The sequence below is a fragment of the Inquilinus limosus genome (assembly GCF_051487185.1).
Taxonomy (GTDB): Bacteria; Pseudomonadota; Alphaproteobacteria; order DSM-16000; family Inquilinaceae; genus Inquilinus; species Inquilinus limosus_F.
Map to the genome: position 1 here is coordinate 38,562 of NZ_JAHVDK010000003.1, position 26,078 is coordinate 64,639.

26 protein-coding genes are annotated in these 26,078 nt (G+C 71.0%); 15 read left to right on the forward strand and 11 right to left on the reverse strand.

Annotated features, from left to right (window positions below; all coding sequences use genetic code 11):
* Nucleotides 1–37: 37 nt before the first annotated feature.
* A complete protein-coding gene (locus KXR53_RS03745) occupies nt 38–244 on the forward strand; it encodes a hypothetical protein (protein WP_437373533.1) in 207 nt (68 codons plus the stop codon).
* Between the two features lie 9 nt (nt 245–253).
* Here KXR53_RS03745 and KXR53_RS03750 read toward each other — a convergent pair whose 3' ends face one another.
* Nucleotides 254–868, reverse strand: coding sequence for a TetR/AcrR family transcriptional regulator (locus tag KXR53_RS03750; RefSeq protein WP_437373535.1), 615 nt, complete (start codon nt 866–868; stop codon nt 254–256).
* Nucleotides 869–948: 80 nt separating this feature from the next.
* Here KXR53_RS03750 and KXR53_RS03755 point away from each other — a divergent pair, with 80 nt between their 5' ends.
* Nucleotides 949–1,317: a darcynin family protein gene (locus tag KXR53_RS03755; protein ID WP_437373537.1), complete on the forward strand. Its 369-nt coding sequence runs from the start codon at nt 949–951 to the stop codon at nt 1,315–1,317.
* Between the two features lie 12 nt (nt 1,318–1,329).
* On the opposite strand, the gene KXR53_RS03760 is transcribed toward KXR53_RS03755, so the two are convergent.
* Both KXR53_RS03760 and KXR53_RS03765 read right to left on the reverse strand, forming a co-directional pair.
* A complete protein-coding gene (locus tag KXR53_RS03760) occupies nt 1,330–2,586 on the reverse strand; it encodes a DUF1501 domain-containing protein (RefSeq protein WP_437373538.1) in 1,257 nt (418 codons plus the stop codon).
* Nucleotides 2,587–2,590: 4 nt separating this feature from the next.
* Nucleotides 2,591–3,910: a DUF1800 domain-containing protein gene (locus KXR53_RS03765; RefSeq protein WP_437373540.1), complete on the reverse strand. Its 1,320-nt coding sequence runs from the start codon at nt 3,908–3,910 to the stop codon at nt 2,591–2,593.
* 178 nt (nt 3,911–4,088) lie between these two features.
* Between KXR53_RS03765 and KXR53_RS03770 the strand changes: the two genes are divergently transcribed.
* A complete protein-coding gene (locus KXR53_RS03770) occupies nt 4,089–6,509 on the forward strand; it encodes a 1-deoxy-D-xylulose-5-phosphate synthase N-terminal domain-containing protein (protein WP_437373542.1) in 2,421 nt (806 codons plus the stop codon).
* 4 nt (nt 6,510–6,513) lie between these two features.
* Here the strand turns inward: KXR53_RS03770 and KXR53_RS03775 are convergent, their stop codons facing one another.
* On the reverse strand, nt 6,514–7,299 hold the full coding sequence (locus KXR53_RS03775; RefSeq protein ID WP_437373544.1) for a 2-keto-4-pentenoate hydratase: 786 nt from the start codon (nt 7,297–7,299) through the stop codon (nt 6,514–6,516).
* Between the two features lie 67 nt (nt 7,300–7,366).
* Between KXR53_RS03775 and KXR53_RS03780 the strand changes: the two genes are divergently transcribed.
* From KXR53_RS03780 to KXR53_RS03815, 8 genes are all read left to right on the forward strand, one after another.
* On the forward strand, nt 7,367–8,119 hold the full coding sequence (locus tag KXR53_RS03780) for an SDR family oxidoreductase (RefSeq protein ID WP_437373546.1): 753 nt from the start codon (nt 7,367–7,369) through the stop codon (nt 8,117–8,119).
* Nucleotides 8,120–8,168: 49 nt separating this feature from the next.
* A complete protein-coding gene (locus KXR53_RS03785; protein WP_437373548.1) occupies nt 8,169–8,942 on the forward strand; it encodes a FadR/GntR family transcriptional regulator in 774 nt (257 codons plus the stop codon).
* 132 nt (nt 8,943–9,074) lie between these two features.
* A complete protein-coding gene (locus KXR53_RS03790) occupies nt 9,075–10,073 on the forward strand; it encodes a Bug family tripartite tricarboxylate transporter substrate binding protein (protein ID WP_437373550.1) in 999 nt (332 codons plus the stop codon).
* A gap of 171 nt (nt 10,074–10,244) precedes the next feature.
* Nucleotides 10,245–11,264: an aldo/keto reductase gene (locus tag KXR53_RS03795; protein WP_437373552.1), complete on the forward strand. Its 1,020-nt coding sequence runs from the start codon at nt 10,245–10,247 to the stop codon at nt 11,262–11,264.
* A 35-nt stretch (nt 11,265–11,299) separates the two neighbouring features.
* The gene (locus KXR53_RS03800) at nt 11,300–12,223 is read left to right on the forward strand and encodes a sugar kinase (protein ID WP_437373553.1); all 924 of its coding nucleotides are present in this window, start codon (nt 11,300–11,302) and stop codon (nt 12,221–12,223) included.
* A gap of 215 nt (nt 12,224–12,438) precedes the next feature.
* Complete coding sequence (gene eda, locus KXR53_RS03805; RefSeq protein WP_437373555.1) at nt 12,439–13,071, forward strand: bifunctional 4-hydroxy-2-oxoglutarate aldolase/2-dehydro-3-deoxy-phosphogluconate aldolase; 633 nt, start codon at nt 12,439–12,441, stop codon at nt 13,069–13,071.
* On the forward strand, nt 13,068–13,586 hold the full coding sequence (locus tag KXR53_RS03810) for a GNAT family N-acetyltransferase (protein WP_437373557.1): 519 nt from the start codon (nt 13,068–13,070) through the stop codon (nt 13,584–13,586). Before eda ends, KXR53_RS03810 begins: the two co-directional genes overlap by 4 nt.
* Nucleotides 13,583–14,089 carry a GNAT family N-acetyltransferase gene (locus tag KXR53_RS03815; RefSeq protein WP_437373559.1) on the forward strand — a complete coding sequence of 169 codons (507 nt, stop codon included), beginning with the start codon at nt 13,583–13,585 and terminating at the stop codon, nt 14,087–14,089. Before KXR53_RS03810 ends, KXR53_RS03815 begins: the two co-directional genes overlap by 4 nt.
* Nucleotides 14,090–14,250: 161 nt before the next feature.
* Here KXR53_RS03815 and pgmG read toward each other — a convergent pair whose 3' ends face one another.
* The 7 genes from pgmG to KXR53_RS03850 form a co-directional block, all read right to left on the reverse strand.
* Nucleotides 14,251–15,642, reverse strand: coding sequence for a phosphoglucomutase/phosphomannomutase PgmG (pgmG, locus tag KXR53_RS03820; protein ID WP_437373561.1), 1,392 nt, complete (start codon nt 15,640–15,642; stop codon nt 14,251–14,253).
* Between the two features lie 35 nt (nt 15,643–15,677).
* On the reverse strand, nt 15,678–17,000 hold the full coding sequence (locus KXR53_RS03825) for a UDP-glucose dehydrogenase family protein (RefSeq protein WP_437373563.1): 1,323 nt from the start codon (nt 16,998–17,000) through the stop codon (nt 15,678–15,680).
* A 42-nt stretch (nt 17,001–17,042) separates the two neighbouring features.
* A complete protein-coding gene (locus tag KXR53_RS03830; protein WP_437373565.1) occupies nt 17,043–17,912 on the reverse strand; it encodes a UTP--glucose-1-phosphate uridylyltransferase in 870 nt (289 codons plus the stop codon).
* 134 nt (nt 17,913–18,046) lie between these two features.
* Nucleotides 18,047–18,631, reverse strand: coding sequence for a hypothetical protein (locus KXR53_RS03835; RefSeq protein ID WP_437373567.1), 585 nt, complete (start codon nt 18,629–18,631; stop codon nt 18,047–18,049).
* Between the two features lie 32 nt (nt 18,632–18,663).
* Nucleotides 18,664–19,557, reverse strand: a complete 894-nt coding sequence (locus tag KXR53_RS03840) for an Hsp33 family molecular chaperone HslO (RefSeq protein ID WP_437373569.1) — start codon at nt 19,555–19,557, stop codon at nt 18,664–18,666.
* Nucleotides 19,558–19,559: 2 nt separating this feature from the next.
* Nucleotides 19,560–20,477: an ornithine carbamoyltransferase gene (gene argF, locus KXR53_RS03845; protein ID WP_437373571.1), complete on the reverse strand. Its 918-nt coding sequence runs from the start codon at nt 20,475–20,477 to the stop codon at nt 19,560–19,562.
* A complete protein-coding gene (locus tag KXR53_RS03850; protein ID WP_437373573.1) occupies nt 20,470–21,660 on the reverse strand; it encodes an aspartate aminotransferase family protein in 1,191 nt (396 codons plus the stop codon). Before KXR53_RS03850 ends, argF begins: the two co-directional genes overlap by 8 nt.
* A 198-nt stretch (nt 21,661–21,858) precedes the next feature.
* On the opposite strand from KXR53_RS03850, the gene rpmI reads away from it, so the two are divergent.
* The 4 genes from rpmI to pheT all read left to right on the forward strand — a co-directional run bounded on the left by rpmI (nt 21,859) and on the right by pheT (nt 26,072).
* Nucleotides 21,859–22,059, forward strand: coding sequence for a 50S ribosomal protein L35 (gene rpmI, locus KXR53_RS03855; RefSeq protein ID WP_437373574.1), 201 nt, complete (start codon nt 21,859–21,861; stop codon nt 22,057–22,059).
* Nucleotides 22,060–22,076: 17 nt separating this feature from the next.
* Nucleotides 22,077–22,442, forward strand: a complete 366-nt coding sequence (gene rplT, locus KXR53_RS03860; RefSeq protein ID WP_437373576.1) for a 50S ribosomal protein L20 — start codon at nt 22,077–22,079, stop codon at nt 22,440–22,442.
* Nucleotides 22,443–22,564: 122 nt separating this feature from the next.
* On the forward strand, nt 22,565–23,641 hold the full coding sequence (gene pheS / locus KXR53_RS03865) for a phenylalanine--tRNA ligase subunit alpha (RefSeq protein WP_437373578.1): 1,077 nt from the start codon (nt 22,565–22,567) through the stop codon (nt 23,639–23,641).
* A gap of 28 nt (nt 23,642–23,669) precedes the next feature.
* A complete protein-coding gene (gene pheT / locus KXR53_RS03870) occupies nt 23,670–26,072 on the forward strand; it encodes a phenylalanine--tRNA ligase subunit beta (protein ID WP_437373580.1) in 2,403 nt (800 codons plus the stop codon).
* Nucleotides 26,073–26,078: the final 6 nt, after the last annotated feature.

Consider the following 26,078-nt stretch of genomic DNA (forward strand, 5'->3'; position numbering starts at 1 on the left):
ACGGCAGGGGCCGGCGCGGCGATCCGAGGAGGAGACCATGTCGCAGCTTCGACCCGAGGACCTTTCCGCCGACGAGAAGGATGCCCTGGGGCGCATCCACCGCCACGAAACCGGCGTCGCCGACCATGTGCGCCTGGCCCTGCAGGCCCGCGGCCTGATCGAGGAGCGGCAGGGCAAATGGGCGCTGACCAATGACGGCAGCGTGCTGCTCGCCGCCATCGGGCTGGGCAAGCTGGACGAATAGCGCGCCGGCCTAGGCCGGCCAGCCGAGATAACCGAACACCGCCCGGGCCACCCGCTGCTCCAGAGGCCGCGGGTCGGTCTCGCCGCGTTCGCCGGCGAGATCGACCATGCCTTTGACGATGGCCAGCACGTCCCAGGCGGCGAGTCCGGCATCGCCCTGCGGCGGCAGGCCGGCCCGGTCCAGGGTGGCGGCCACCGCCGCCTGGATCTGGTCGGCGACATGGCCGTTGTGGGTCTCCAACGGCAGGCGCCGCTCCTCGAAATCCAGCAGGCGCGCCAGGACCGGCCGGCGCATCTGATACGCCACCGCCGCCGCGATCATCCGGGTCAGCGCCGCCTGGGCGTCCGGCTCCTCCCGCGCCGCGGCGATGTCGGACAGCAGCACCGCCGCCTCGCGCTCGATCAGCGCCGCGGTCAGCGCGTCCTTGCCCGGGAAATACTGGTACAGCGACCCGATGCTGACCCCCGCCCGCACCGCGACCGCATTGGTGGTGTAGCCGGTCAGCCCCCGCTCCTCGAGAATGCGAGCCGCGGCCTCCAGGATCACCGCCACGGTCTCGACCGAGCGCGCCTGGCCCGGCGTTTTCCGGGGCTTGATCCGGTCAGGGCGGGGATCGGCGGGCATGGCGGAATGCGAGTTTGAGATGTGAGCGATTGCTCGCATTCTCGCCCCGTTCGATCCACAACGCAACGGGACATCAAACCATGTCCACCGAAACCACCGACGCCGCGACCGAGGTCGTGATGACCGTCTTCATGCTGGTCAAGACCACGCCGGAATGGCTGGGCTTCAGCGTCGACGAGCGCTTCCGCCTGATGGCCGAGCATGTCGAGCCGATCCTGCGCCGGCACAGCCCGCAGGTGCGGTTCCGCTTCTACGACGTCGAGTTCTACTCCGCCCGGGTGACCGACATCTGGGTGTGGGAGGTCGCCGACCGCCACGCCTATGAGCTGGTGATCGAGGCGCTGCGCGAGACCCCGTTCTGGGACCGCTGGTTCCAGATCCTGGAGATCCTGCCCGGCATCGAGAACGCCTACGCCAAGAACTACGGCCGCGAGGCGCTGGCCGCGTGACGGGCGGGCCTGTCAGGCCCTCCGCACCAGCTCCCGCATCGGCGCCGCCTCGGCGCTGCCGGGGAAGACGACGCGGGCCAGCGCGTCCTCCGGCAGGCCGAGATGGTCGCGGAACACGCCCTTGACCACGGCGCGCAGGTCGGTAGTCGGGGCCAGGTCGCGGCCCTGGTACAGCCTGTCCGCCGCCAGCCCCGGCCAGTCGGCCAGCACCCGGCCGCCATGCACCGCGCCGCCGGCCAGGAAGGCGACCGAGGCGGTGCCGTGGTCGGTGCCGCCGGAGCCATTGGCGGCGGCGGTGCGGCCGAATTCGGTCACGGTCAGGATCGCGGTCTCCTTCCAGGCGTCGCCCAGCCCGTCGCGCAGGGCCTGCAGCGTCGCGGCATAGGCGGCCAGCAGCCGGTCCAGCCGCCTCGCCTGCTGCACATGCGTGTCCCAGCCATACAGCTCCATCACCGCGATGCGCGAGCCCTTGGGGTCGGCCAGGAACTTGCCGGCGGCCTGGGCCAGCTGCAGGTCGGCGCCCCCGGCGGCCCGCGCCATCCCGCCCTTCGCCGGCATGTCGCCGGGCTTGGCGGCATCGGCCGGCCCGGCTGAACCGCTGGCCCGCACCATCTCCTGGATCCGCCGGCCATAGGTCGTGGTGTCCAGCCCGGCGGCATAGGCCGCGTGCAGCGCCGGGTCGCGGTCGTACAGCCTGGCGACCAGGTCGGGGAAGCCGGGCGGCAGCACCGTCGGCCGGGCCGGCAGCCAGGAGGTGACGGGCGTCGACCCCCGCAGCACCAGCGGGATGTCCTCCGTGAAGGCGATGCCGAAGCGCCGGTCGGTGGCGCCGATCAGGCCCAGCGTGCGGTTCAGCCAGCCGTCGCGGGTGCCGTCCAGCCGCGGCGCGCCGGTTTCCAGCAGGTCCTGGCCGTCGAAATGCGACCGCTCGCGATAGGGCGAGGCCACGGCGTGCAGCGGCAGGAAGCTGCCCTCGGCATACCACTCCTTCAGCGGCGCCAGCCCCGGATGCAGGGCGAAGCGCCCGTCCAGGTCGACCATGCCGCCATCCTGGCCGGGGTCGGGCGGGGCCAGGGCGCCGCGCAGCGCGCGGTGGTCCGGATCGGCATAGGGCGGCACCGCGGCCAGGCCGTCCAGCGCGCCGCGCAGGATCACCAGCACGAAGCGCTGCTCGATCGGCGCCTTGGCCAGCAGCAACCGGGCCGGCAGCACCGTGGCCGCGGCGGTGGCCGCGAAGCCGCCGAGAAGATGGCGTCGGGTCAGCTCCATCCTCTCATCTCCTCTGGAATTCGGGGCTCAGCAGCGCCAGGGCGATCCCCTCGCGCTGGCTCGGCGCGCCCATCAGCACGCCCTTGGTCTTGTCCGACAGGGTCGGGCCCAGCAGCGCCTCGGCGAAGGGCAGGGGCGACTGGTCGGCGACCAGGCGGGGGATCACCTGATAGCTCCACTCGATCCGCTGCATCATCAGCTCCGGCGCCAGCCAGTCGGATTCATGATCCGGCCAGCCCTGCGGCGACGGCGCGTTGTAGATCTGCTGCCCCAGCCGGCGGGTCCAGTTCACCGCCGCCACGTCGACGTCGGTGGTGCCGAAGCCGCGCAGGGCGGAGGTCACAAGCTCCATCGGCGTCTTGAACTTCCGCCGCTCCGGCGCCCAGGCCTCGGGGCCGTCGACCAGCGCCTCGGACACCGCGGCCAGGTCCCCGCCGGTGTCCTGGAAGGCTCCGGCCAAGCGGTCCACCACGGCCCTGGGCGGGTCGTCGGCGATGAAATGGCGGGCCATCTGCGTGGCGATGTGCCGGGCCGTGGCCGGGTGGGCGGCCAGCGCGTCCAGCGCCGCCTCGCCCTCGTCCTGGCCGGCCTCGGGATAGGTCTTGCCCAGGAAGGTCTTGGGCCCGGGCTCGTGGCCGGTCGGGCGGAAGGCGAAGACGGTGCCGGGCGGGTCCTTGGCGCGGCCGGGCGTCCAGCCGGTCAAGATCATCGCCAGCGCCCGCACATCGGCCTGGGTGTAGCCGCCGTCGACGCCCAGCGTGTGCAGCTCCATCAGCTCCCGCCCCAGATTCTCGTTCAGGCCCAGCCCGGCCTGTTTCCCGCCCTTCGAGTTGGGCCCGACCGAGCGGGCATTGTCGAGATAGAACAGCATCGCCGGGTGCTTCACCACCGCACCCAGCAGGTCGCGGAACCGGCCGGTGGCATGGGGGCGGATCGCCTCGTTCTCATAGGCGCCGGCGAAGGGGACGACGTAGTTCTGGGCGTAGGAGACGGTGAAGTGGTTGGTCCAGAACTTGACCAGCCGCTCGCGGAACGGCGTGTCGGCGGCCACTGCCGACTGGATATGGGCGATGCGGTCGCGGTCGCGCAGCGCTATCGCCTCCTGCTGGTGCACCTTGCGGGTGTCCATGTCGGGCGCGGTCTGCACCGCGATCAGGACGGCCAGCCCGGCCTGGGTCATCGACAGGTCGCCCGCAGGCGCGGCCGGCTGGCGGATCTGCGCCTTCAACCAGGTCTTCGGGCTGTCGGCGATGGTCTCCAGCTCGCCCGGCCGGGCGCCGAATCCGAAACGGTTGGCGGCGATGGCCGCTTCGACGAGAGACATGGCTTCTCCGTCTCCGTTTTCGAACGATCGATCCCCCTCCCGGCCCCTGCACGGCGCGGCGGCGGGATTCCGTCGGCGGGAGTCGTCCTCAGGGCAGCGGACCGGCGTTGCGTCCGGTTCACTGACGTGCTCCTTAAGGTATAGGGTCTGATCCGCGGCAGGACGAGGACGTCGGGCGATGGGGACGGTTGGTCGCAGGGTGCGGGATGCGCGCATCGAGGCCGAGGGCGCGGCGGCAGCGGAGCGGCTGCGCCTCTTGAAGGCGCTGGAGAAGAAGATCCTCTGGCTGTCCGCCTGGACGATCCACAACGCCAACCACCTCCGGCCCAACCCGGACGGGCTCAAGGTCGGCGGCCACCAGGCGTCATCGGCCTCGCTGGTGACGCTGATGACCGCGCTCTATCTCGACGTGCTGCGGCCACAGGACCGGGTGGCGGTGAAGCCGCATGCCAGCCCGGTGTTCCACGCCATCCAGTACCTGCTCGGCCAGCAGACGCGGGAGAATCTCGAGGATTTCCGCTCCCTCGGCGGGGCCCAGTCCTACCCGTCGCGCACCAAGGACGCGGACGATGTCGATTTCTCCACCGGCTCGGTCGGGCTCGGCGTCGCCATGACGCTGTTCGCCTCGATCGCGCAGGACTATGTGGCGCTGAAGGAATGGGGCCGCACGGCCAAGACCGGCGGCCGCATGGTGGCGCTGCTGGGCGATGCCGAGCTCGACGAGGGCAACATCTACGAGGCCTTGCTGGAGGGCTGGAAGCACGACGTCCGCAACGTCTGGTGGGTGATCGACTACAACCGCCAGAGCCTCGATTCGATCGTCACCGAGCGCCTGTTCGCCCGCATCGACAAGCTGTTCGAGAACATGGGCTGGCGGGTCGTCACCCTGAAATACGGCCGGCTGCTGGAGGCCGCGTTCCGGCGGCCGGGCGGGGATGCGCTGCGGCGCTGGATCGACGAATGCCCCAACCCGCTCTACTCCGCCCTGGTCTATCAGGGCGGCGCGGCCTGGCGCCGCCAGCTGCTGGCCGATATCGGCGGGGAGCCCGGCATCCCCGAGCTCCTGGCGGATCATGACGACTCGGCGCTCGCCGCGCTGATGACCAACCTCGCCGGCCATGACATGGAGACGGTACTGTCGGCCTTCCACGGCATCGCCGACGACGTGCCGACGGTGTTCATCGCCTACACCATCAAGGGCTTCGGCCTGCCCTTCGCCGGCCACAAGGACAATCATGCCGGGCTGATGAACCCGGACCAGATGGCCGCCTTCCAGGCCAGCCAGCGCGTGCCCGAGGGAAGGGAATGGGAGCCCTTTGCCGGCATGGAGGAGATGGCGGAGGATCTCACGGCCTTCCTCGCCGCCGTGCCCTTCGCCGCCGAGGGGCGGCGGCGCTACCTGGCCGACCGGATCCCGGTGCCGCGCGATCTCGACTTCACCCGGGCCGAGACCATGTCGACCCAGGAGGGCTTCGGCCGGATCATGGGCGACCTGGCCAAGCGCGAGGACGCGCTGGCCGAGCGCGTGGTCACCACCTCACCCGACGTGACCGTCTCGACCAATCTCGGCGGCTGGGTGAACCGCCGCGGCATCTTCGACCGCCACGTCCGCGCCGACGTGTTCAAGGAGCAGAAGGTGGTCTCGGCCCAGCGCTGGGGCATGTCGCCGGACGGCCAGCATGTCGAGCTCGGCATCGCCGAGAACAACCTGTTCATCAACCTCGCGGCGCTGGGCCTGACCCATTCGCTGTTCGGCGAGCGGCTGCTGCCGGTCGGCACCCTTTACGACCCGTTCATCGCCCGCGGCCTCGATGCCCTGAACTACGCCTGCTACCAGGACGCCCGCTTCATGCTGGTGGCGACGCCCTCCGGCCTGACCCTGGCGCCGGAGGGCGGGGCGCACCAGTCGATCGGCACGCCCTTGATCGGCATGGCCCAGGACGGCCTCGCCAGCTTCGAGCCGGCTTATGTGGACGAGCTGGCGGCGATCATGGCCTGGGGCTTCGACTACATGCAGCGCGACAAGTCGGACCCGGCGGCCAGCGACTGGGTGCGCGACCATGACGGCGGCTCGGTCTATCTGCGCCTGTCGACCCGGCCGCTAGAGCAGCCGCGGCGCGAAATGACCGAGGAGCTGCGCCGGGCGATCATCGCCGGCGGCTATTGGCTGCGCGAGCCGGCGCCGGGCGCGTCGCTTGCCATCGTCTACACCGGCGCGGTGGCGCCGGAGGCGATCGCGGCCTTCGAGCAAGTGCTGGAGGACATCCCCGGCGCCGGCCTCCTGGCCGTGACCTCGGCCGACCGGCTCAACGCCGGCTGGCATGCCGAGCTGGCGGCGGTGCGCGCCGGCCACGCGGTCGAACCCTGCCTGGCGCGGCGCCTCTTGGCGCCGCTGGCGCCCGACGCGGCGCTGGTGACGGTGCTGGACGGGCATCCGGCGACGCTGTCCTGGCTCGGCGGCGTGCGCGGGCACCGGGTCAAGCCGCTCGGAGTCGAGCATTTCGGCCAGTCCGGCACGATCCCGCAGCTCTACCGCAAATACGGCCTCGACGCCGACGCCATCCTGGACGCCTGCGCCGCGGCATGCCTGGGCCGGTGAAGTCCTAAGCCTCCATCTCCGCCCGGCCCAGCGCCTCGATCTCGATGGCGACGCGGGCGCCGGGGGCGAGCCATTGCGTCTGCACCAGGCTGCCCAGCAGCACGATCTCGCCGGTCTTCAGGCTCCGGCCGCGGCGGGCCAGCGTCCCGGCCAGCCAGGCCAGGGCGTTCAGCGGATGGCCCAGCACATCGCGGCCGTGGCCGCTTCCCGCTTCGGCGCCGTCGACCAGCATCCGGCCGGACAGGGCGGCCAGGTCGAGGCCGCGCCAGTCCGTGACCGGCGGCCCCAGCACGCAGCCGGCCTGGAAGAAGTCGTCGGCCAGGAGGGTCGGCGCGCCGAGCGCGGCGAAATCGGCATAGCGGTCGTCGACCACCTCGATCGCCGGCAGCACCGCCTCCACCGCCGCCTCCAGCGCGGCGCGGTCCGGCTCGCCCGGCGGCAGGTCGCGGCCGATCCGGACCGCGATCTCGCATTCGACGCCGATCCGGTGATGCGCCGCCGCCGGGAAACGGCCGGGGCTCATCTGGATATTGGCCTGGAAGATGCCGCCCTCGCAGGGCTCCGGGATGCCGAGGAAGCGCTGCATCACCGGGGTGGTGCAGCCGATCTTCCAGCCGGTCCGCGGCCCGAGATCGGCGGACAGCCGCTCATGCACCGCATCCTGCAGGCGGCGCGCGCCGGCAAGGTCGGCCGGGCGCAGCGTCTCCGGCAGGCCGGGAAAGGCGCCGGGCCGCAGCCGATGGGCGGCCAGGATCCCGGCGGCGGCCTGGAGATCGGTGGGGTCGGCCATCGCGCTCTCCATTGGTCAGGCATTTATCCTCTGCTACGCTCATTCGTCGGACAAGAGGGAGGATGCGATGGCCGGGGTGCTGCTCGTCACCGGCGCGGGCCGGGGAATCGGCGCTGCCATCGCCCGGCTGGGCGCGGCCCGCGGCTGGCGCGTCGCGGTCAATTACAGCCGGTCGCGCGACGCGGCCGAGCGGCTGGTGGCGGAGATCGCGGCGGCGGGCGGCGAGGCCGCTTCCTTCGCCGCCGATGTCGGCGACAGCGCCGCGGTGACGGCCATGTTCGCCGGGATCGACCGCGCCCTCGGCCCGGTCACCGCCCTCGTCAACAATGCCGGGGTGATCGGCCCGGTGACCCGGGTCGATGCGATGGACGACCCGCAGGGCCTGGCCGCGCTCTACGCCACCAACGTCTTCGGCATGTTCTACTGCAGCCGCGAGGCGATCCGGCGGATGTCGCGGCGCCACGGCGGGCCGGGCGGGGTGATCGTCAACATCTCCTCGGTCGCGGCTCGGCACGGCGGCCTGCCGCAGGAGGTGGCCTATGCCTCCTCCAAGGGCGCGGTCGATTCCTTCACCACGGGCCTGGCGCGCGAGGTGGCGGCCGACGGCATCCGCGTCGTCGGCCTGCGCCCGGGCCTGACCGACACCGACATCAACGACGACCATATCGGCGGCAAGACGGTGCTGGGCGCGGTGGCGCCGACCATCCCGATCGGCCGCATCGGCCGGCCGGAGGAGATTGCCGAGGCCGTGCTGTTCCTGCTCTCCGACGCCGCCTCCTACATGACGGCGACCACGATCGACGTGTCCGGAGGGCGCTGAGCAACGATATTTTTGTCAAATCATTGCAACGCGGGAGATTTCGGCGACAATGATCCAGGATCCCAAGAAGGTCGACGACCGCGGCATGAAGAAGAACGGTTATCCCTCCGCCGGCCTGCACGGCCGGGTGGTCCACGATATCGGAGCCCGGATCGTCACCGGCCAGATTCCCCCCGGAGACACATTGCCGAGCGAAGGCGAGCTGGCCGAGACCTACGGCGCCAGCCGGTCGGCGATCCGCGAGGCGGTCAAGGTCCTGGCCGCCAAGGGGCTGGTCGAGCCGCGCCGCCGCTCCGGCACCCGCGTCCGGCCGCGCGAGGCCTGGAACCTGCTGGACCCCGACATCCTCGGCTGGCATTCGCCCGAGGCGCTGATCCCGAGCTTTCGCCGCGACCTCGTCGAGCTGCGCTGGGCAATCGAGCCGGCGGCGGCGGAGCTGGCGGCGCGCCGGTCGCAGCCCGAGGACCGGGCGCTGATCCTGGAGGCGCTGGACGACATGGAGAAGGCGGGGGAGGATCCGAACGCCTTCTACAGCGCCGATGTCCGCTTCCACCTCGCGGTCTTCGCCGCCAGCCGCAACGCGCTGATCGAGCGGCTGAGCACCATCCTGGGACCCCTCCTGACCATGAGCTTCCAGGCCCAGGCGCGGCGCAACCGGGCCTTTCCGCTGGCGGTCGGCGACCACCGCGCGGTCTACGAGGGCATTGCGGCCGGCGACGCCCGGGCGGCGCGCAAGGCGATGCAGTTCATCATGAACCAGAGCGCCCGCGAGCTGGAGGCGGCGAGCCCCGAGACCGCGATCGCCGCCGACGCGCCGGCCTGAGAGAGGCTGATCGGCGGCGGCACGGGTTGCCAGCGCCGCCATCCTCCGCGACAATCGCGGCCCGTCGCGCGGCCCCGGCCGCGCCCGGATCATAACAACGCATCACCGCACGATCGAAGTAGGGGGAGACGCATGATGTCGCTGCACGGCCTGTTCCGACGAACCGTCCTGCTTGCGGGCCTGGCGGCCTGTCTGGCGCTGCCGGCCGGGACGGCGCCGGCGGCCGACGCCTTCCCGTCGCGGCCGATCACACTGGTGGTGCCGTTCTCGGCCGGCGGCTCGACCGACCTGATCGCCCGCCTGGTCGCCGAGAAGATGAGCGCGGATCTCGGCCAGACCGTGATCGTCGAGAACAAGGCCGGGGCCGGCGGCAATATCGGCGCCGCCGCCGTCGCCAAGGCCGATCCGGACGGCTACACCATCCTGATGGGCACGATCGCGACCCATGCACTGAACCCCGCGGTCATGAAGGAGATGCCCTACGACCCGGTGAAGGATTTCGCGCCGGTGTCGCTGCTGGTGCTGGTGCCGAACGTGCTCGAGGTCCATCCCAGCCTGCCGGTGAAGTCGGTGCAGGAGCTGATCGCGCTGCTGAAGTCCAAGCCGGGCGAGTACAGCTACGCCTCCTCCGGCATCGGCACGCCGCTGCACCTGTCGGGCGAGCTGTTCAAGAGCCTCGCCGGAGTCGACATGGTGCACGTCCCCTATCGCGGCGCCGGGCCGGCGCTGAACGACGTTGTGGCGGGCCAGGTGCCGATCATGTTCGACAACCTGCCGTCCTCCACCTCCTTCATCAAGGCGGGCACGCTGCGGGCGCTGGCGATCACCACCAAGACGCGGTCGCCCAGCTTCCCCGACCTGCCGACGATGGAGGAGGCGGGCGTGCCGGGCTACGAGACCTACACCTGGAACGCGCTGTTCGCCCCGGCCGGCACGCCGCAGCCGGTGATCGACCGGCTGAACGCCGCGGCGCTGAAGGCGGTGAAGGACCCGGCGCTGCAGCCGCGCCTGGCCGAGGTCAGCGCCACCGTCGTCGGCTCGACGCCGGACGAGCTTGGCAAGCATGTGACGGCCGAGCTGGCGAAATGGGCGCCGATCGTCGAGGCCTCCGGCGCCGCCGATTCGCAGTGATACAGCGGCCTTTGGGATCGACTCTTCGATCCCTTCCCCGTCATGGCGAGGCGCGAAGCGCCGTGGCCATCCAGGGGCTGGTGCCGCTGGATGGCCACGCCCCTCCGGGGCTCGCCATGACGGGTCAATATTGGCAGCCCTTGGTATGACATCCTGACAGGAGCTCCGCCGATGCCGTTCGACACCCGCCGCCTGGGACGCACCGACCTCGAGGTGACCACGCTTGGCTTCGGCACGGCGGCGCTCGGCGAGCTCTTCGTCACGGTGCCGGAGCCGCAGGCCCACGCCACGCTGCAGGCGGCCTGGGACGCCGGCATCCGCTATTTCGACACCGCCCCCTGGTACGGGCTCGGCCTGGCCGAGCACCGGCTGGGCAGCTTCCTGCACGGCCAGCCGCGCAGCGAGTTCCGGGTCTCCAGCAAGGTCGGGCGCTGGCTCAAGCCGTCGCCCGACCCGGAGCATTTCCATTCCGAGAAATGGGCCGGCGGCCTGCCCTTCGACGTCGTCTTCGACTACGGCTATGACGGCATCATGCGGGCGGTGGAGCAGATCTGGATGCGGCTGACCCTGCCGCGGATCGACCTGCTTCTGATCCACGACCTCGACCTGCTGCACCACCCCACTGACGCCCGGGTGCGGGCCCATCTCGACCGGCTCTCCGCCTCCGGCTGGCGGGCGCTGGAGGAGCTGAAATCCGCCGGCGTGGTCGGCGCGGTCGGCGCCGGCATCAACGTCATGGGCATGATCCCGCGGCTGCTCGACGCCGCCGATCTCGACGCCTTCCTGGTGGCGATGCCCTACACGCTGATGGACCAGGAGCCGCTGGAGGCGGAGTTCCCGCTATGCGAGCGACATGGCGTCGGCATCGTCATCGGCGGCGTCTTCGCCTCCGGCATCCTCGCCACCGGCCCGGTCGCGGGCGCCAAATACGCCTATCGCGACGCGACGGCGGAGGAGCTGGAGCGCTGCCGCAAGATCGAGCGGGTCTGCGCCGCGCATGGCGTGCCGCTGGCCGCCGCGGCGCTGCAGTTCCCGCTCGGCCATCCGATCGTCGCCTCGATCATCCCGGGCGCGCTGTCGCCCGACCAGGTGCAACGCAATGTCGAGAATTTCCGCTACCCGATCCCGGCCGGGCTGTGGTCGGATCTGAAATCCGAAAGCTTGATTCGCGCCGACGCGCCGACGCCCTGACCGGGACCGGCCGCGAGCCGGGAAGGGGTTGTTTCATGCGGGTGGCATCGATCGGCGAATGCATGATCGAGATTGCGGTGAAGCCGGGCGGCGACGCCCAGCTGTCCAGCGGGGGTGACACGCTGAACACCGCGGTCTACCTCGCCCGCCAGGGCGTTGCGGTCGACTACGTCACCGCCCTCGGCGACGACCCCTACAGCGACGAGATGCTGGCCCGCTGGCGGGCGGAAGGGGTGGGGACCGGGCTGGTGCCGCGCCTGCCCGGCCGGGTGCCCGGCCTCTACATGATCCGCACCGACGACAGGGGCGAGCGCAGCTTCCATTACTGGCGCGACCGGGCGCCGGCGCGCGAGGTGTTCGAGCTGCCGGGCGCGGCGGAGCTGGCCGAGCGGCTGGCCGGCTACGACCTGCTCTACTTCTCCGGCATCACCCTGTCGCTCTACGGCGACCGCGGCCGCGACGCCTTCCACGCGGCGCTGTCGGCGGCGCGGGCGCGGGGGGCGCGCATCGCCTTCGACGGCAACTATCGGCCGCGCGGCTGGCCTGACAAGGCGAAGGCGCAGGCGGTGTTCGAGCGGTTCCTGGCGCTCGCCACCCACGCCCTGCCGACCTTCGACGACGAGCAGGCGCTGTTCGGCGACGCCGACCCGCAGGCGACCATCGCCCGGCTGCGCGGCTATGGCGTCGGCGAGGTCGTGGTGAAATGCGGCGGCGACGGCTGCCACGTCGCCACGGCTGAGGGTGTGGTCACGGTGCCGGTGCCGGCGGTGGTGACGCCGGTCGACACCACCGCGGCCGGCGACAGCTTCAACGCCGGCTATCTGGCCGGCCGTTTCGCCGGGCTGGATCCGGCGGCGGCGGCGCTGCGCGGCCATCGCCTGGCCGCCGTGGTGATCGGCCATCGGGGCGCCGTGGTGCCGCGCGACGCCATGCCCGACTTCGCCGGTGGACAGGCCTGACCGAAGGGCTGCAAGGAAGAAACCTCACACACCGTCATTGCTTCGTCGGCTTCGCCTCCTCGCAATAACGGTGGGGGGCGTTCTGAAAAGAACGCAAAGGGTGAGGCGGTGAGCCAACGATTCTCGGCAACTCGGGGCGTATGACTCTCGTCCGGCCGCCGCAATTTGCTATGGTGCGGCGCAACCCGAATGACCGCTGACCGATCGAGATTGTCATGACCGTCGACGCCATCATCGCCCGCGCCCCGATCATCCCCGTGCTGACCGTCGAGACGGTGGAGGCGGCGGTGCCGCTGGCCCGCGCGCTGGTCGATGGCGGTCTGCCGGTGCTGGAGGTGACGCTGCGCACCAAGGCCGCGATCGACGTCATCGCCGCCATGGCGGCGGAGGTGCCGGAGGCGATCGTCGGCGCCGGCACGGTGCTGTCCCCGGCCGATCTCGACGCCGCGCGCCGGGCCGGCGCCGTCTTCGGCGTCAGCCCCGGCCTGACCCCCGCCCTGGCGCGGGCGGCGGAAGGCTTCCCCTTCCTGCCCGGCGCGGTGACGCCGTCGGAGATCATGGCGGCGCGCGACCTCGGCTACGGCGTGCTGAAGTTCTTCCCGGCCGAGATCTATGGCGGCCAGGCGGCCCTGGCGGCGCTGGCCGGCCCCTTCGCCGGCATGCGCTTCTGCCCGACCGGCGGCGTCCGCGAATCCAACCTGCGGGCCTATCTGGCGCTGCCGAACGTGGCGGTGGTCGGCGGCACCTGGATCGCTGGCAAGGCCGAGGTGGCGGCCGGCGACTGGGCCGCGGTCACCGCCCGCGCCCGCCGCGCCGTCGCCATCGTCCGGGGCGAGGAGGAGGTGTGACCGACGCGCCGGCCTTCATCCTCCGGGCGCTGCGCACCGAGGACTGGCCGGATGTCGCGGAGATGCAGGCGCAGCCCGGCTTTCGCTGGGGCACGCTGCGGCCGCCCTATGAATCGGCGGACGCGATCCGCAAGTGGATCGAGGGACGGTCGCCGGGCGACGTCTATATCGTCGCGGAGGCCGAAGGCCGGGTCGTCGGGCTGACCGACCTGACGCTCGGCCGGGGCCGCCGGCGGCACAGCGCCGGGATCGGCCTGGCCGTGCACGACGCCCGGCACGGCCGTGGCATCGGCACCGCGCTGATGGCGGCGCTGATCGACGCCGCCGACAACTGGCTCGACATCCGCCGGCTGGAGCTGATGGTGTGGGCCGACAATGAGCCGGCCCTGGCGCTGTATCGCAAGTTCGGCTTCGTCGAGGAGGCGCGGATGCGGGCGCATGGCTACCGGGACGGGGCCTATGTCGATGCCCTGACGATGGCCAGGCTCAGGGACCTTGGCGGGGTCGAAGGATGACGGCCGCACCCGCCTTCGTGCTGCGCGCCAGCCGGGCCACAGACGCGGTCGGCCTGGCCGAGCTGCATAGCCAGCCGCGCTTCCGCTGGGGCACTCTGCGGCCTCCCTTCCCATCCCTGGAGGCGGTGCAGAAGTGGCTGGCCGACCGGTCGCCGGACGACGTGCACATCGTCGCCGACGCGGATGGCCGCATCATCGGCGATGCGGGGCTGCACCGCGGCAAGGGCCGCCGGGCCCATTCGGCGGCGATCGGCATGGGCGTCCATGACGACTTCGCCGGCCGCGGCGTCGGCACGGCGCTGATGGCGGCGCTGATCGACACTGCCGACAACTGGCTGGACCTGAAGCGGCTCGAGCTCACGGTCTGGACCGACAACGAGCCGGCGCTGGCCCTCTACCGCAAGTTCGACTTCGTCGAGGAAGGCCGGCTGCGCGCCTACGCCTATCGCGATGGCGCCTATGTCGACGCCCTGGCGATGGCCCGGCTGCGGGGGCTCGGGTAGAGGCCGATCTTCAACGGATGGGCCGGTGCCGCCCCCTCACCCGGAACCGCTGACGCGGTTCCGACCTCTCCCCGAGGAGAGGTGATGATCCCCTCTCCTCGGGGAGAGGGAGGGGCCCGACGCCGAAGGCGGCGGGAGGGTGAGGGGGCAACGCCGCCAGATCAATGCGCCGAGGCGGTGAAGCTCGGCTCGGCCAGGCCGCTCAGCTTCAGCTGGTCGACGATCTGGGCCTTCAGCCGCTCCAGCCCGGCCTCGTCGGCGCTCTCGGCCCGCGCCACCAGCACGTCCTGGGTGTTCGAGGCGCGCAGCAGCCACCAGCCGTCCGGCGTGGTCACCCGGGCGCCGTCGATGTCGTTGACCTCGGCGCCGGCCTCGCGCAGGCGCTCCAGCACCTCGGCGATCACCGCGAATTTCCGGCTCTCGTCGACCTGGAAGCGCACCTCGGGGGTGGAGACCGTGGCCGGGAAGCTGTCGCGCAGCGCCGCCAGCGTGCCGCCGCTGCGGCTGACCTGGGCCACCAGGCGCACGCCGCAATAGAGCGCGTCGTCGAAGCCGTACCACTTGTCGGCGAAGAAGATGTGGCCCGACATCTCACCGGCCAGCGGCGACTTCACCTCCGCCATCTTCGCCTTGATCAGCGAATGGCCGGTCTTCCACATCAGGGGCGTGCCGCCCAGCTTGGCGATTGCGTCGAACACCGTCTTGCTGGTCTTGACATCGGCGATGACGGTGGCGCCGGGATGGCCCGGCAGCACGTCGATGGCGTAGACCGCCACCAGCATGTCGCCGGGGATAATCCGGCCCTGGCCGTCGATTGCGCCGATGCGGTCGGCGTCGCCGTCGAAGGCGATGCCGAGATCGGCCCCGACCTCGGCCACCTTCGCCTGCAGCGCGACAAGGTTCTCCGGGATGGTCGGGTCCGGATGGTGGTTGGGGAAGCGGCCGTCGATCTCGTCGAACAGCAGGACATGCCAGCCCGGCAGCTTCGCCGTCAGCCGGCGCAGCACCTCGCCGGCGGCGCCGTTGCCGGCATCCCAGACCACGGTCAGCTCGCGGGTGCCGTCATAGTCGCGCAGCAGCCGTTCGACATAGAGGTCGCGGAGGTCGAGGTCGCGGACCGCGCCCGCGCCCTGTTCCAGGTCGCCGGCGGCGGCGAGGTGGCCGATCTCCTGGATCTGGTCGCCATAGACCGCGCCGGAGCGCAGCACCATCTTGATGCCGTTGTAGTCCGGCGGGTTGTGCGACCCGGTGACCATCACCCCGGCATCGGCGTCCAGATGCTTCTGCGCGAAATACAGCATCGGCGTCGGCCCCAGGCCGACGCGCACCACCTCGAGCCCGGTCGAGGCCAGGCCGCGGACCATCGCCGCCTCGAGCTCCGGCGAGCTCAGCCGGCCGTCATAGCCGACCGCCACCTGCGTGCCGCCCTTGCGCCGGACGATGGTGCCGAAGGCGGCGCCGACCGCCTGGTAGTCGGCGGCGGCCAGCGTCTTTCCGATGACGCCGCGGATGTCGTATTCGCGCAGGACCGTGGGGTGGAAGCTGTGGCTCATGATACGGGTAGGTTCCTCGGACGGGTCTTGAAGGCTCAACTGGCCGAGCCCGGAACCGGGCGGCCGATGCTGTGATAACGGAATCCGGCCGCTTCCATATCCGCCGGCTTGTAGACGTTGCGCAGGTCGACGAAGACCGGGCCGCCCATCAGCTTGAGCATCCGCGCGGGGTCGAGGGCGCGGAACTCGTTCCATTCGGTCAGCACCACGGCGCCGTCGGCGCCGCGCAGCGCCTCATAGGCGCCGGTCGCGTAGTCGACGTCGGTCAGCAGCTTGCGCGCCTCCTTCATCGCCGCCGGGTCGTAGGCGCGGATCCGGGCCCCGGCCTGCTGCAGCGCCGGCACCACGGTGAGGCTGGGGGCGTCGCGCATGTCGTCGGTGTTCTGCTTGAAGGCGAGGCCGAGCACGGCGATGGTCTTGCCGGCGACGTTGCCGTCGAAGGCCGCAACCACGCGCTGCGCCATCTCGGTCTTGCGCGCCTCGTTGACGTCGATCACGGTCTCGATCAGGCGCTGGCGCGCCCCGGCCTCGCGCGCGGTCTGGACGAAGGCCAGCGTGTCCTTCGGGAAGCAGGACCCGCCATAGCCCGGCCCGGGATGCAGGAATTTCGGCCCGATGCGCTTGTCCAGGCCGATCGCCCGGGCGACGTCGTGGACATTGGCCCCGACCTCCTCGCACAGATTGGCGACCTCGTTGATGAAGGTCACCTTCATCGCCAGGAAGCTGTTGGCGGCGTATTTGATCAGCTCCGCCGTTTCCAGCGCCGTGGTCACGATCGGCCGCTCGATCAGGTACAGCGGCCGGTAGATGTCCGACAGCACCTTCCGGGCGCGCTCGCCATCGGTGCCGATCACCACCCGGTCGGGCAGCATGAAATCGCCGATCGCCGAGCCTTCGCGCAGGAATTCGGGGTTGGAGGCGACGTCGAAATCGGCGTCCGGCCGGGCCCGGCGGATCACCTCGGCGACCTTGCGGCCGGTCCCGACCGGCACCGTCGACTTGGTGACGACGACGGCATAGCCGGTCAGCGCCCGGGCGATCTCCTCGGCCGCGGCGAAGACATAGGACAGGTCGGCATGGCCGTCGCCGCGCCGGCTCGGCGTGCCGACGGCGATGAACACCGCATCGGCGCCGTCGACCGCCGCCGCCAGGTCGGTGGTGAAGGAGAGGCGCCCCGCCGCGGCGTTCTTCGCCACCAGCGCGTCGAGACCCGGCTCGTAGATCGGCATCTCGTTGCGCTTCAGCTGCTCGATCCGGCCGGCGTCCTTGTCGACGCAGACGACGTCATGGCCGAACTCGGAGAAGCAGGCGCCGGAGACGAGGCCGACATAGCCGCTTCCGATCATCGCGATACGCATGGGGGCGCGTACTCCAGGGTTCCGCCGGTCGGACCGGCCGGGTCACAGATAACGGGCGACGGCCTCGCGCAGCGCGGCGGACAGGTCCGGCCGGTCGAGCCCATAGGCCAGGTTGGCGGCGATGAAGCCGACCTTGTCGCCGCAGTCGAAGCGGTCGCCTTCGAAGCGCACGCCGTGGAAGGGCTGGCTGCCGATCAGCCGGGCCATCGCGTCGGTCAGCTGGATCTCGCCGCCGGCGCCGCGCTCCTGCCGGTCGAGATGCCCGAACACCTCCGGCTGCAGAATGTAGCGGCCGACGATCGACAGGTCGGACGGCGCCTCTTCCGGCTTCGGCTTCTCGACCAGGCCGGTGACCTCGGCCACCGTGCCGTCGTCCTTGCCGATCGCCAGGATGCCGTAGCGCGAGGTCAGCTCCTTCGGCACCTCGCGCACCGCGATCATGTTGCCGCCATGCGCCTCGTAGGCCTTGACCATCTGCGCCAGCAGCGGGGTGCGGCACTTGAAGATCTCGTCCGGCAGCAGCACGGCGAAGGGCCGGTTGCCGACCAGGTGGCGGGCGCACCAGACGGCGTGGCCGAGGCCCAGCGGCTGGGCCTGGCGGACGAAGCTGAACTGGCCGGGCGGCAGCTCGGCATCGCGCGCCGCCTTCAGCTGCTCCGGCTTCTTGCGCGCCTCCAGCGTGGCGTACAGCTCGGCATGCTCGTCGAAATGGTCCTCCAGCGCCGTCTTGCCGCGGCTGGAGACGAAGATGAACTCCTCAATCCCCGCGGCCTTGGCCTCCTCGACGGCGTATTGCAGCACCGGCTTGTCGACGACGCAGAGCATTTCCTTCGGCACCGCCTTGGTGGCGGGCAGTGACCGGGTGCCGAGGCCTGCGACGGGGAAGACGGCGACCTTGAGAGATGCAGACATGAATGCCTTCTCTGAAACTCGGGACACCCGGTATGAACGCTTCACGTCCTGCCTTGTGCCATAGAGCGAAGCGAAAGGGAAATCAGCCAGAGTCTAGGCCGGTTCACCCAGTCGGAGGAGGCGGTCCGGCGCCGTTACGGCAGCACCAGCGGCGCCAGATACTGCCGGATATTGGCCTCGAACTGACGGTCGAAGTCGTTCATCCCATCCTGCAGCAAGACGCCCTCGGCCCGCGCCTGGTCGGCGGCGCTGGAGCCGTCGGTCAGGGTGGTCGAACGCTCGACCTTCACATCGGCATAGCCGCCGGTGAAGTTGAAGACAGGACCGACCTCAAGGCGGGCGGCCAGCCTCAGGGTCAGCTTCAGCGACGGCTGGTCGCGGAACACCGCGGTCAGCCCGCCCTGTGTCGCCAACGGCTCCTGGGTCAGGCTGGCCTCCTGGATGATCAACCGCGCTTCTGTGAGCCCGCCGGCTCGGCCGCCGGCCTGTAGCCGGGCGGCGCCCCAGCTGCGGATCGCCGCCGCCGGGCTCTGCGCCAGTTGGGTGGCCCCCGGCAGTGCTGCCCGGTCCACCGTGTCGATCCGGGCGACGTCCAGCCGGATCGGCGGGCGGCCGGCGAAGCTCACCGGCGCGACATTGCCCAGCTCCGGGCCGCCGCAGGCGCCGAGCAGCACAAGGGCGGCGCCGGCCAGCAGGCTGCGGCGGGTCGGGTGGGTCATCGGGTCCTCCGGTCGGGTTAGAGCCTGGGCTTTCAGGCGGCGTAGAGCGCCGCGAGTTGATCCCGGTCGAAATCATACCGGGTGTTGCAGAACTCGCAGGCGACCTCGACCCGGCCGTCGACGGCCAGGCTCTCGATCTCCGCCTTCGGCATGGACTTCAGCATCGACGCCACCCGCTCGCGCGAGCAGCGGCAGGCGAAGCGCATCGGCTGGGTCGGGAAGACCCGCACCCCATCTTCGTTGTACAGGCGGTACAGCAGGGCCTCGCCGGACAGGCCCGGCTCGGTCAGCTCGGCATCGGTGGCGGAGCCGAGCAGCACCATGGCGCGGCGCCAGTCGTCCTCGCGGTCGGTCGGCACCTGCTTCTCGGGATCGGGCAGGCGCTGCAGCATGATGCCGCCGCCGCGCCAGCCGGCCTCACCGTGCCGGACGGCGGAGCGCAGCCCGGCCTGCAGCTGCTCCGACTGCCGGAAATAGTGCTGGGCGCATTCCCACAGAGTCTCGCCCGACAGCGCGACGATGCCCTGGTAGCGCTCGGTGTCGCTGCCCTGGTCGACGGTAAAGGCCAGATGGCCGCGGCCCAGCAGCGCCGGCACCGTGGTGGCGGCGCCGGACAGCCGGGTCGCATCGAACATGGCGTTGGCGCGGACCGCGCCGTCGGTGGTGACGTCGGCGACCAGGAGGCGCACCGGCCCGTCGCCCTTCGCCTGCAGGGTGAACACCCCGTCATATTTCAGGGCGCTGGCCAAGAGGGCGGTCAGCACCACCGTCTCGGCCAGGAGATGGGCGACCGGCTCGGGATAGGCGTGGCGGCCGAGGATGTCGTCGAGCAGCGGACCGAACCGAACCAGCCGGCCGCGCAGCCCGGACGCCTCGATCTGGAAGGGGAGGACGAGGTCGTCGCCCCCCATCGTCGGCAATGCCATCGTCACATCGCTCCCAGGCACCACAAGAGGATGCCCTTCTGGGCGTGCAGGCGGTTCTCCGCCTCGTCCCAGACCACGGATTGCGGGCCGTCGATCACCCCGTCCGTCACCTCCTCGCCGCGATGCGCCGGCAGGCAGTGCATGAACAGCGCGTCCGGCTTGGCCTGCGCCATCAGCCGCTCGTCGACCTGGTAGGGCCGCAGCAGGTTGTGGCGCGACGGCGCGTCCTTGTCGCCCATCGACACCCAGGTGTCGGTGACGACGATGTCGGCGCCGCGCACCGTGGTCTCCGGGTCGGTGCCGACCGAGACGCGGGCGCCCTGGCGATGCGCCCACTGGATCAGGTCGGCCGGCGGCGACAGCTCGTCCGGGCAGGCGAGGCGCAGCTCGAAGTCGAACATGCCGGCGGCGCGGATCCAGGACCGGGCGACGTTGTTGCCGTCGCCCGACCAGGCGGCGATGCGCCCGGCGATCGGCCCGCGCTTCTCCTCGAAGGTCATGACGTCGGCCATCAGCTGGCACGGATGGGTCTCGTCGGTCAGGCCGTTGATCACCGGCACCGTCGCGTTCTCGGCCATCTCACGCAGCCGGTCCTCGTCCGAGGTGCGCAGCATGATCACATCGACATAACGCGACAGCACCCGCGCCGTGTCCCCGATGGTCTCGCCGCGGCCGAGCTGGATCTCGGTGCCGGTCAGCATCACCACCTCGCCGCCGAGCTGGCGCATCCCGACCTCGAAGGAGACGCGGGTGCGGGTCGACGGCTTCTCGAAGATCAGCGCCAGGGTGCGCCCGGCCAGCGGCTTCGCCCGCTCGCCGCGCGGGTCGGTGCGCTTGAGGTCGATCGACCGGTCGATGATCTGCCGCAGGTCGCTCTTGGACAGGTGGTGCAGATCGGTGAAGTGCCGGACGTCAGCCATTTGCCGCCGCCTTCACCGCCCGGGCGGCACATACCTTGTCAAGGATCGCGACCGCCTCGGCGATCTCCGCCGCGCCGATGGTCAGGGGTGGCAGGATGCGGATGACGTTCTCGCCGGCGCCGACGGTCAGGAGGCCCGCGGCGCGCAACTCGGGGACCAGCTCGTCGCTCGGCTGCACGCATTTCAGGCCCAGCATCAGCCCCATGCCGCGCACCTCCTCCAACACCGTGGGATGGCGGGCGACCAGCGCCTCCAGCTCGGCCTCGAGCTGCCGGCCGGTGCGCTCGACCTGATCGAAGAAGCCGTCGGCCAGGACGATGTCGAGCACCGCATTGCCCACCGCAGTGGCCAGCGGGTTGCCGGCATAGGTCGAGCCGTGGGTGCCCGGGGTCATGCCGCAGGCCGCCTCCTCGGTCGCCAGGAAGGCGCCGAGCGGGAAGCCGCCGCCGATGCCCTTGGCGACGCACATCACATCCGGCGTGATCCCGGCCCATTCATGGGCGAAGAACCTGCCGGTCCGGCCGTAGCCGCACTGGATCTCGTCGAAGAACAGCAGCAGGCCGAACTCGTCGCAGACGCGGCGCAGCTCGCGCAGAAACTCCGGCGTCGCCGCCTTGATGCCGCCCTCGCCGATGATCGGCTCGATGCAGATCGCCGCGGTCTCGTCGGTGATCGCCGCGCGCAGCTCGTTCATGTTGCCCCAGGCCACCTGGTCGAAGCCCTCGACCAGCGGACCGAAGCCCTTGATCAGCTTCTCGCCCTTGGCGGCCGAGATCGCGGCCAGGGTGCGGCCGTGGAAGCTGGAGGTGACGGTGATGATCCGCCAGCGCTTCGGGTTGCCGCGGGTGTAGTGATACTTGCGCACCAGCTTGGTCGCGCCCTCCCAGGCCTCGGCACCGGAATTGGTGAAGAACACCGTGTCGGCGAAGGTGGCGTCGACCAGCCGCTGCGCCAGGCGCTCGCCCTCCGGGATCCGGTACAAGTTCGAGGTGTGCCACAGCTTGGCGCCCTGCTCCTGCAGCGTCTTCACCAGATGGGGGTGGCAGTGGCCCAGCGCCACGACCGCGATCCCCGCCGCGAAATCCAGGTATCGTCGCCCGTCCGTCCCGAACAGATACGCCCCTTCGCCCCGCTCGAAGGCGAGGTCGGCACGCGCATAGGTCGGCATGACAGCGGGAATCATGGACAGGCTCGCTGAGAGTGAGTCTCGGTCAGAGTCTCGTGGTTGCGGGAAGGCTGCGACTAAGCCCAGTTTATGCGGCGCTTGTCAACGCGCGCGGGGGCCGTTATAACGCGCGCTCCTTCGGGCGGCGAGGCCGGGGTCCGAACCCCGGGGCATGCCCAACCGCCCTTTCACCGTCTTCCTTCGGAAGGACCCGAAATGCCCAAGATGAAGACCCATTCGAGCGCCAAGAAGCGCTTTCGGCTGACCGCCTCCGGCAAGGTCCGCTTCAACTCCGCCTATCGCCGCCACCGCCTCTTGACCAAGGACAAGCAGGCGAAGGAGCGGAACCAGGGCACCAAGATCATGTGCGACGCCGACGCGACGAAGGTGAAGCGCTATCTGCTGGTGAACGGCTGAGAACGGAGCGCTGAGAGATGGCACGAGTTTCCCGCGGCGTCACCAGCCACGCCCGCCACAAGAAGATCCTCAAGCTCGCCAAGGGCTACCGCGGCCGCGCCTCGACCAACTATCGCGTCGCGATCGAGAAGGTCGAGAAGGCGCTGCGCTATGCCTATCGCGACCGGCGCAACAAGAAGCGCGACTTCCGCGGCCTGTGGATCCAGCGCATCAACGCCGGCGTGCGCGAGCACGGCCTGACCTATTCGAAGTTCATGCACGGCATCAAGCTCGCCGGCATCGACATCGACCGGAAGGTCATGTCCGACATCGCCACGCGCGAGCCGGAGTCGTTTAAGGCCTTGGTCGAACAGGCCCAGGCCGCGCTGAAGAACGCCGCTTGATCCCGTCCCGCCAGGGGCGGGGCAGGACAGAGCGAAGAGAAGCGGGGGTCGGGCCTGTGGCTCGGCCCCTTTTTTCATGGCCGTGAGGCGGCCAACCGGTACGACCATCGGGGATGCAGGCGATGGAACAGGTAGAGACGCTGAAGCGCGAGGTGGCCGAGGCGCTGGCCCAGGCCCAGGACCTCGCGGCCCTGGACGCGGTGCGGGTCGCGGCGCTGGGCAAGAAGGGCAGCCTGACCGCGCTGATGGCGGGCTTGCGCGACCTCGACCCCGAGGCGCGCAAGGCCTTCGGCGCGGCGCTGAACGTGGCGAAGGACGAGATCACCGCGCTGCTCGACGCCCGCAAGGCCGAGCTGGAGCGGGCGGCGCTCGATGCCAGGCTGGTGCGCGAGACGGTCGACGTCACCCTGCCGGTTCGGCCGGAGCGGACGGGCCGGATCCACCCGATCAGCCAGACCCGCGACGAGATGGTGGCGATCTTCGCCGAGATGGGCTTCACCGTCGCCGAAGGCCCGGACATCGAGGACGACTGGCACAACTTCACCGCCCTCAATATCCCGCCGGAGCATCCGGCGCGGCAGATGCACGACACCTTCTACCTTCCGGACCGGCCGGACGGGAAGGCGGCGCTGCTGCGCACCCACACCTCGCCGGTGCAGATCCGCACCATGCTGTCGCAGAAGCCGCCGATCCGGATCGTCGCGCCCGGCCGCACCTTCCGCTCGGACTACGACCAGACCCACACCCCGATGTTCCATCAGATCGAGGGGCTGGTGATCGACGAGTCCACGCATATGGGCCATCTGCGCGGCTGCATCCTCGAATTCTGCCGCGCTTTCTTCGACGTGCCCGACCTGCCGGTGCGCTTCCGCCCCAGCTTCTTCCCCTTCACCGAGCCGTCCGCCGAGGTCGATATCGGCTGCTCGCGCAAGGGTGGCGAGCTGAAGCTGGGCAATTACGGCGACTGGCTGGAGATCATGGGTTGCGGCATGGTCCATCCGAAGGTGCTGGAGGCCTGCGGCATCGATTCCAGCCGCTACCAGGGCTTCGCCTTCGGCATGGGGATCGAGCGGCCGGCGATGCTGAAATATGGCATCCCCGACCTGCGCACCTTCTTCGAGGCCGACCTGCGCTGGCTGAAGCATTACGGCTTCGTGCCGCTCGACGTGCCCAGCCTGGCCACCGGCCTGACCCGCTGAACCCGCCCGCCGCATCGAGACCGCGACCATGAAGCTCACTTTGTCCTGGCTGAAGGACCATCTCGACACCACGGCGTCGCTGGGCGAGATCACCGACGCGCTGACCAGCCTCGGGCTCGAGGTCGACGGTGTCGAGGACCCGGCCGCCGCCCTGGCGCCCTTCACCATCGCCCACGTCAAATCGGCGGTGCAGCACCCGAATGCCGACCGGCTGCGGGTCTGCATCGTCGACACCGGCAAGGGCGAGGTGCAGGTGGTGTGTGGCGCGCCCAATGCCCGCACCGGCATGAAGGGCGTGTTCGCCCCGGCCGGCTCCTATATCCCCGGCACCGGCGTCGTGCTGAAGGCCGGGACGATCCGCGGCGAGGCCTCGAACGGCATGCTGGTGTCGGAGCGCGAGCTCGGCCTGTCGGACGAACATGACGGCATCATCGAGCTGCCGGAGGACGCGCCGCTCGGCGCCTCCTTCGCCGCCTGGCGCGGCCTCGACGACCCGGTGATCGAGATCGGCCTGACCCCGGACCGGGGCGACTGCGCCGGCATCCGCGGCATCGCCCGCGACCTCGCCGCCGCCGGCCTCGGCACGCTGAAGCCGCTCGACGAGACGCCGGTGGCCGGCAGCTTCCGGACCGACCTGACCGTCGACCTCGACTTCCCGGCCGAGGCCGCCTCGGCCTGCCCGATGTTCGTCGCCCGGGTGTTCCGCGGCGTGAAGAACGGCCCCAGCCCGGCCTGGCTGCAGGCGCGGCTGAAGGCGATCGGCCTCAGGCCGATCTCGGCGCTGGTCGACATCACCAACTTCTTCACCTTCGACCGCAACCGGCCGCTGCATGTCTTCGACAAGGGCAAGGTCCGCGGCGGGCTGTGGCTGCGCCTGTCACTGGGCGGCGAGACGCTGGAGGCGCTGAACGACAAGACCTACACGCTCGGCGCCGGCGTCACCATGATCGGCGACGACAGCGGCCCGCTCAGCCTCGCCGGCATCATGGGCGGGAAGTCGACCGGCGTGGAGGGCGACACCACCGAGGTGATCCTGGAGGCGGCGCTGTTCGACCCGGTGCGCACCGCGCTGTCCGGACGGTCGCTGGGCATCAGCAGCGACGCCCGTTACCGCTTCGAGCGCGGCGTCGACCCGGCGGCGGTGATCGCCGGGATCGAGCAGGCGACCCGCATGATCCTGGAGCTCTGCGGCGGCGAGGCGTCGCAGGTGGTGGTCGCCGGGCGCGAGCCGGACTGGCGCCGCAGCCTGACGCTGCGGCCCGACCGGGTCGAGAGCCTGGGCGGCGTCGCCGTGCCGCGCGACCGGCAGAAGGATATCCTCTCGGCGCTCGGCTTCGGCGTCTCCGACGGCGCCGACGGCGTGATCGAGGCGGCGGTGCCGTCCTGGCGCGGCGACGTGGAGGGCGAGGCCGACCTGGTGGAGGAGGTGCTGCGGGTCAACGGCTACGACGCCATCCCGGCGGTGCCGCTGCCGAAGCCGTCGGCGCTGACCCAGCCGGCGCTCAACCCGGCGCAGAAGGCGCGCGAGCTGGTGCGGCGGACCCTCGCCGCCCGCGGCCTGGACGAGGCGGTGACCTGGTCCTTCATGGACGGGCGCGACGCGGCCTGGTTCGGCTTCCAGAACACCGGGCTGAAGCTCCTGAACCCGATCGCGTCGGACCTCGACACGATGCGGCCCTCGGTGCTGCCGAACCTGGTCCGGGCCGCCGGCCGCAACGCCGCGCGCGGCCTGCCCGACGCGGCGCTGTTCGAGATCGGCCCGGCCTATCGCGACGCCACCGAGACTGGCCAGGCCATGGTCGCCGCCGCGGTCCGCGCGGGGCTCAGCGGCCCGCGCCACTGGGCGCAGCCGCCGCGGCCGGTCGACGCCTTCGACGCCAAGGCGGATGCGATCGCGGCGCTGGAGGCGGCGGGCGCGCCGGTGGCCAATCTCCAGGTCTCGACCGATGCGCCGGACTGGTACCACCCGGGCCGCTCCGGCTGTCTGCGCCTCGGGCCGACGGTGCTGGCCCATTTCGGCGAGCTGCACCCGGCGGTGCTGGCGGCGCTGGTGGTCGACGGGCCGGTGGTCGGCTGCGAGGTCTTCCTCGACGCCGTGCCGCAGCCGAAGAAGAAGGCGGGCACGGCCAAGCCGCTGCTGAAGCTGGCCGCCTTCCAGCCGGTGGTGCGCGACTTCGCCTTCGTCGTCGACGAGGCGGTGCCGGCCGACCGCATCCTCAAGGCGGCGAAGGGGGCGGACAAGACGCTGATCGCCGATGTCGCGCTGTTCGACGTCTATCGCGGCCCGGGCATGCCCGAAGGCCGCAAGTCGCTGGCGCTGGCGGTGACGCTGCAGCCGGTCGAGTCGACCCTGACCGACGAGGCGATCGAGGCCGTGGGCAAGAAGATCGTCGCGGCGGTCGAGAAGCAGGGCGGCACGCTGCGGGGGTAGGCGCGT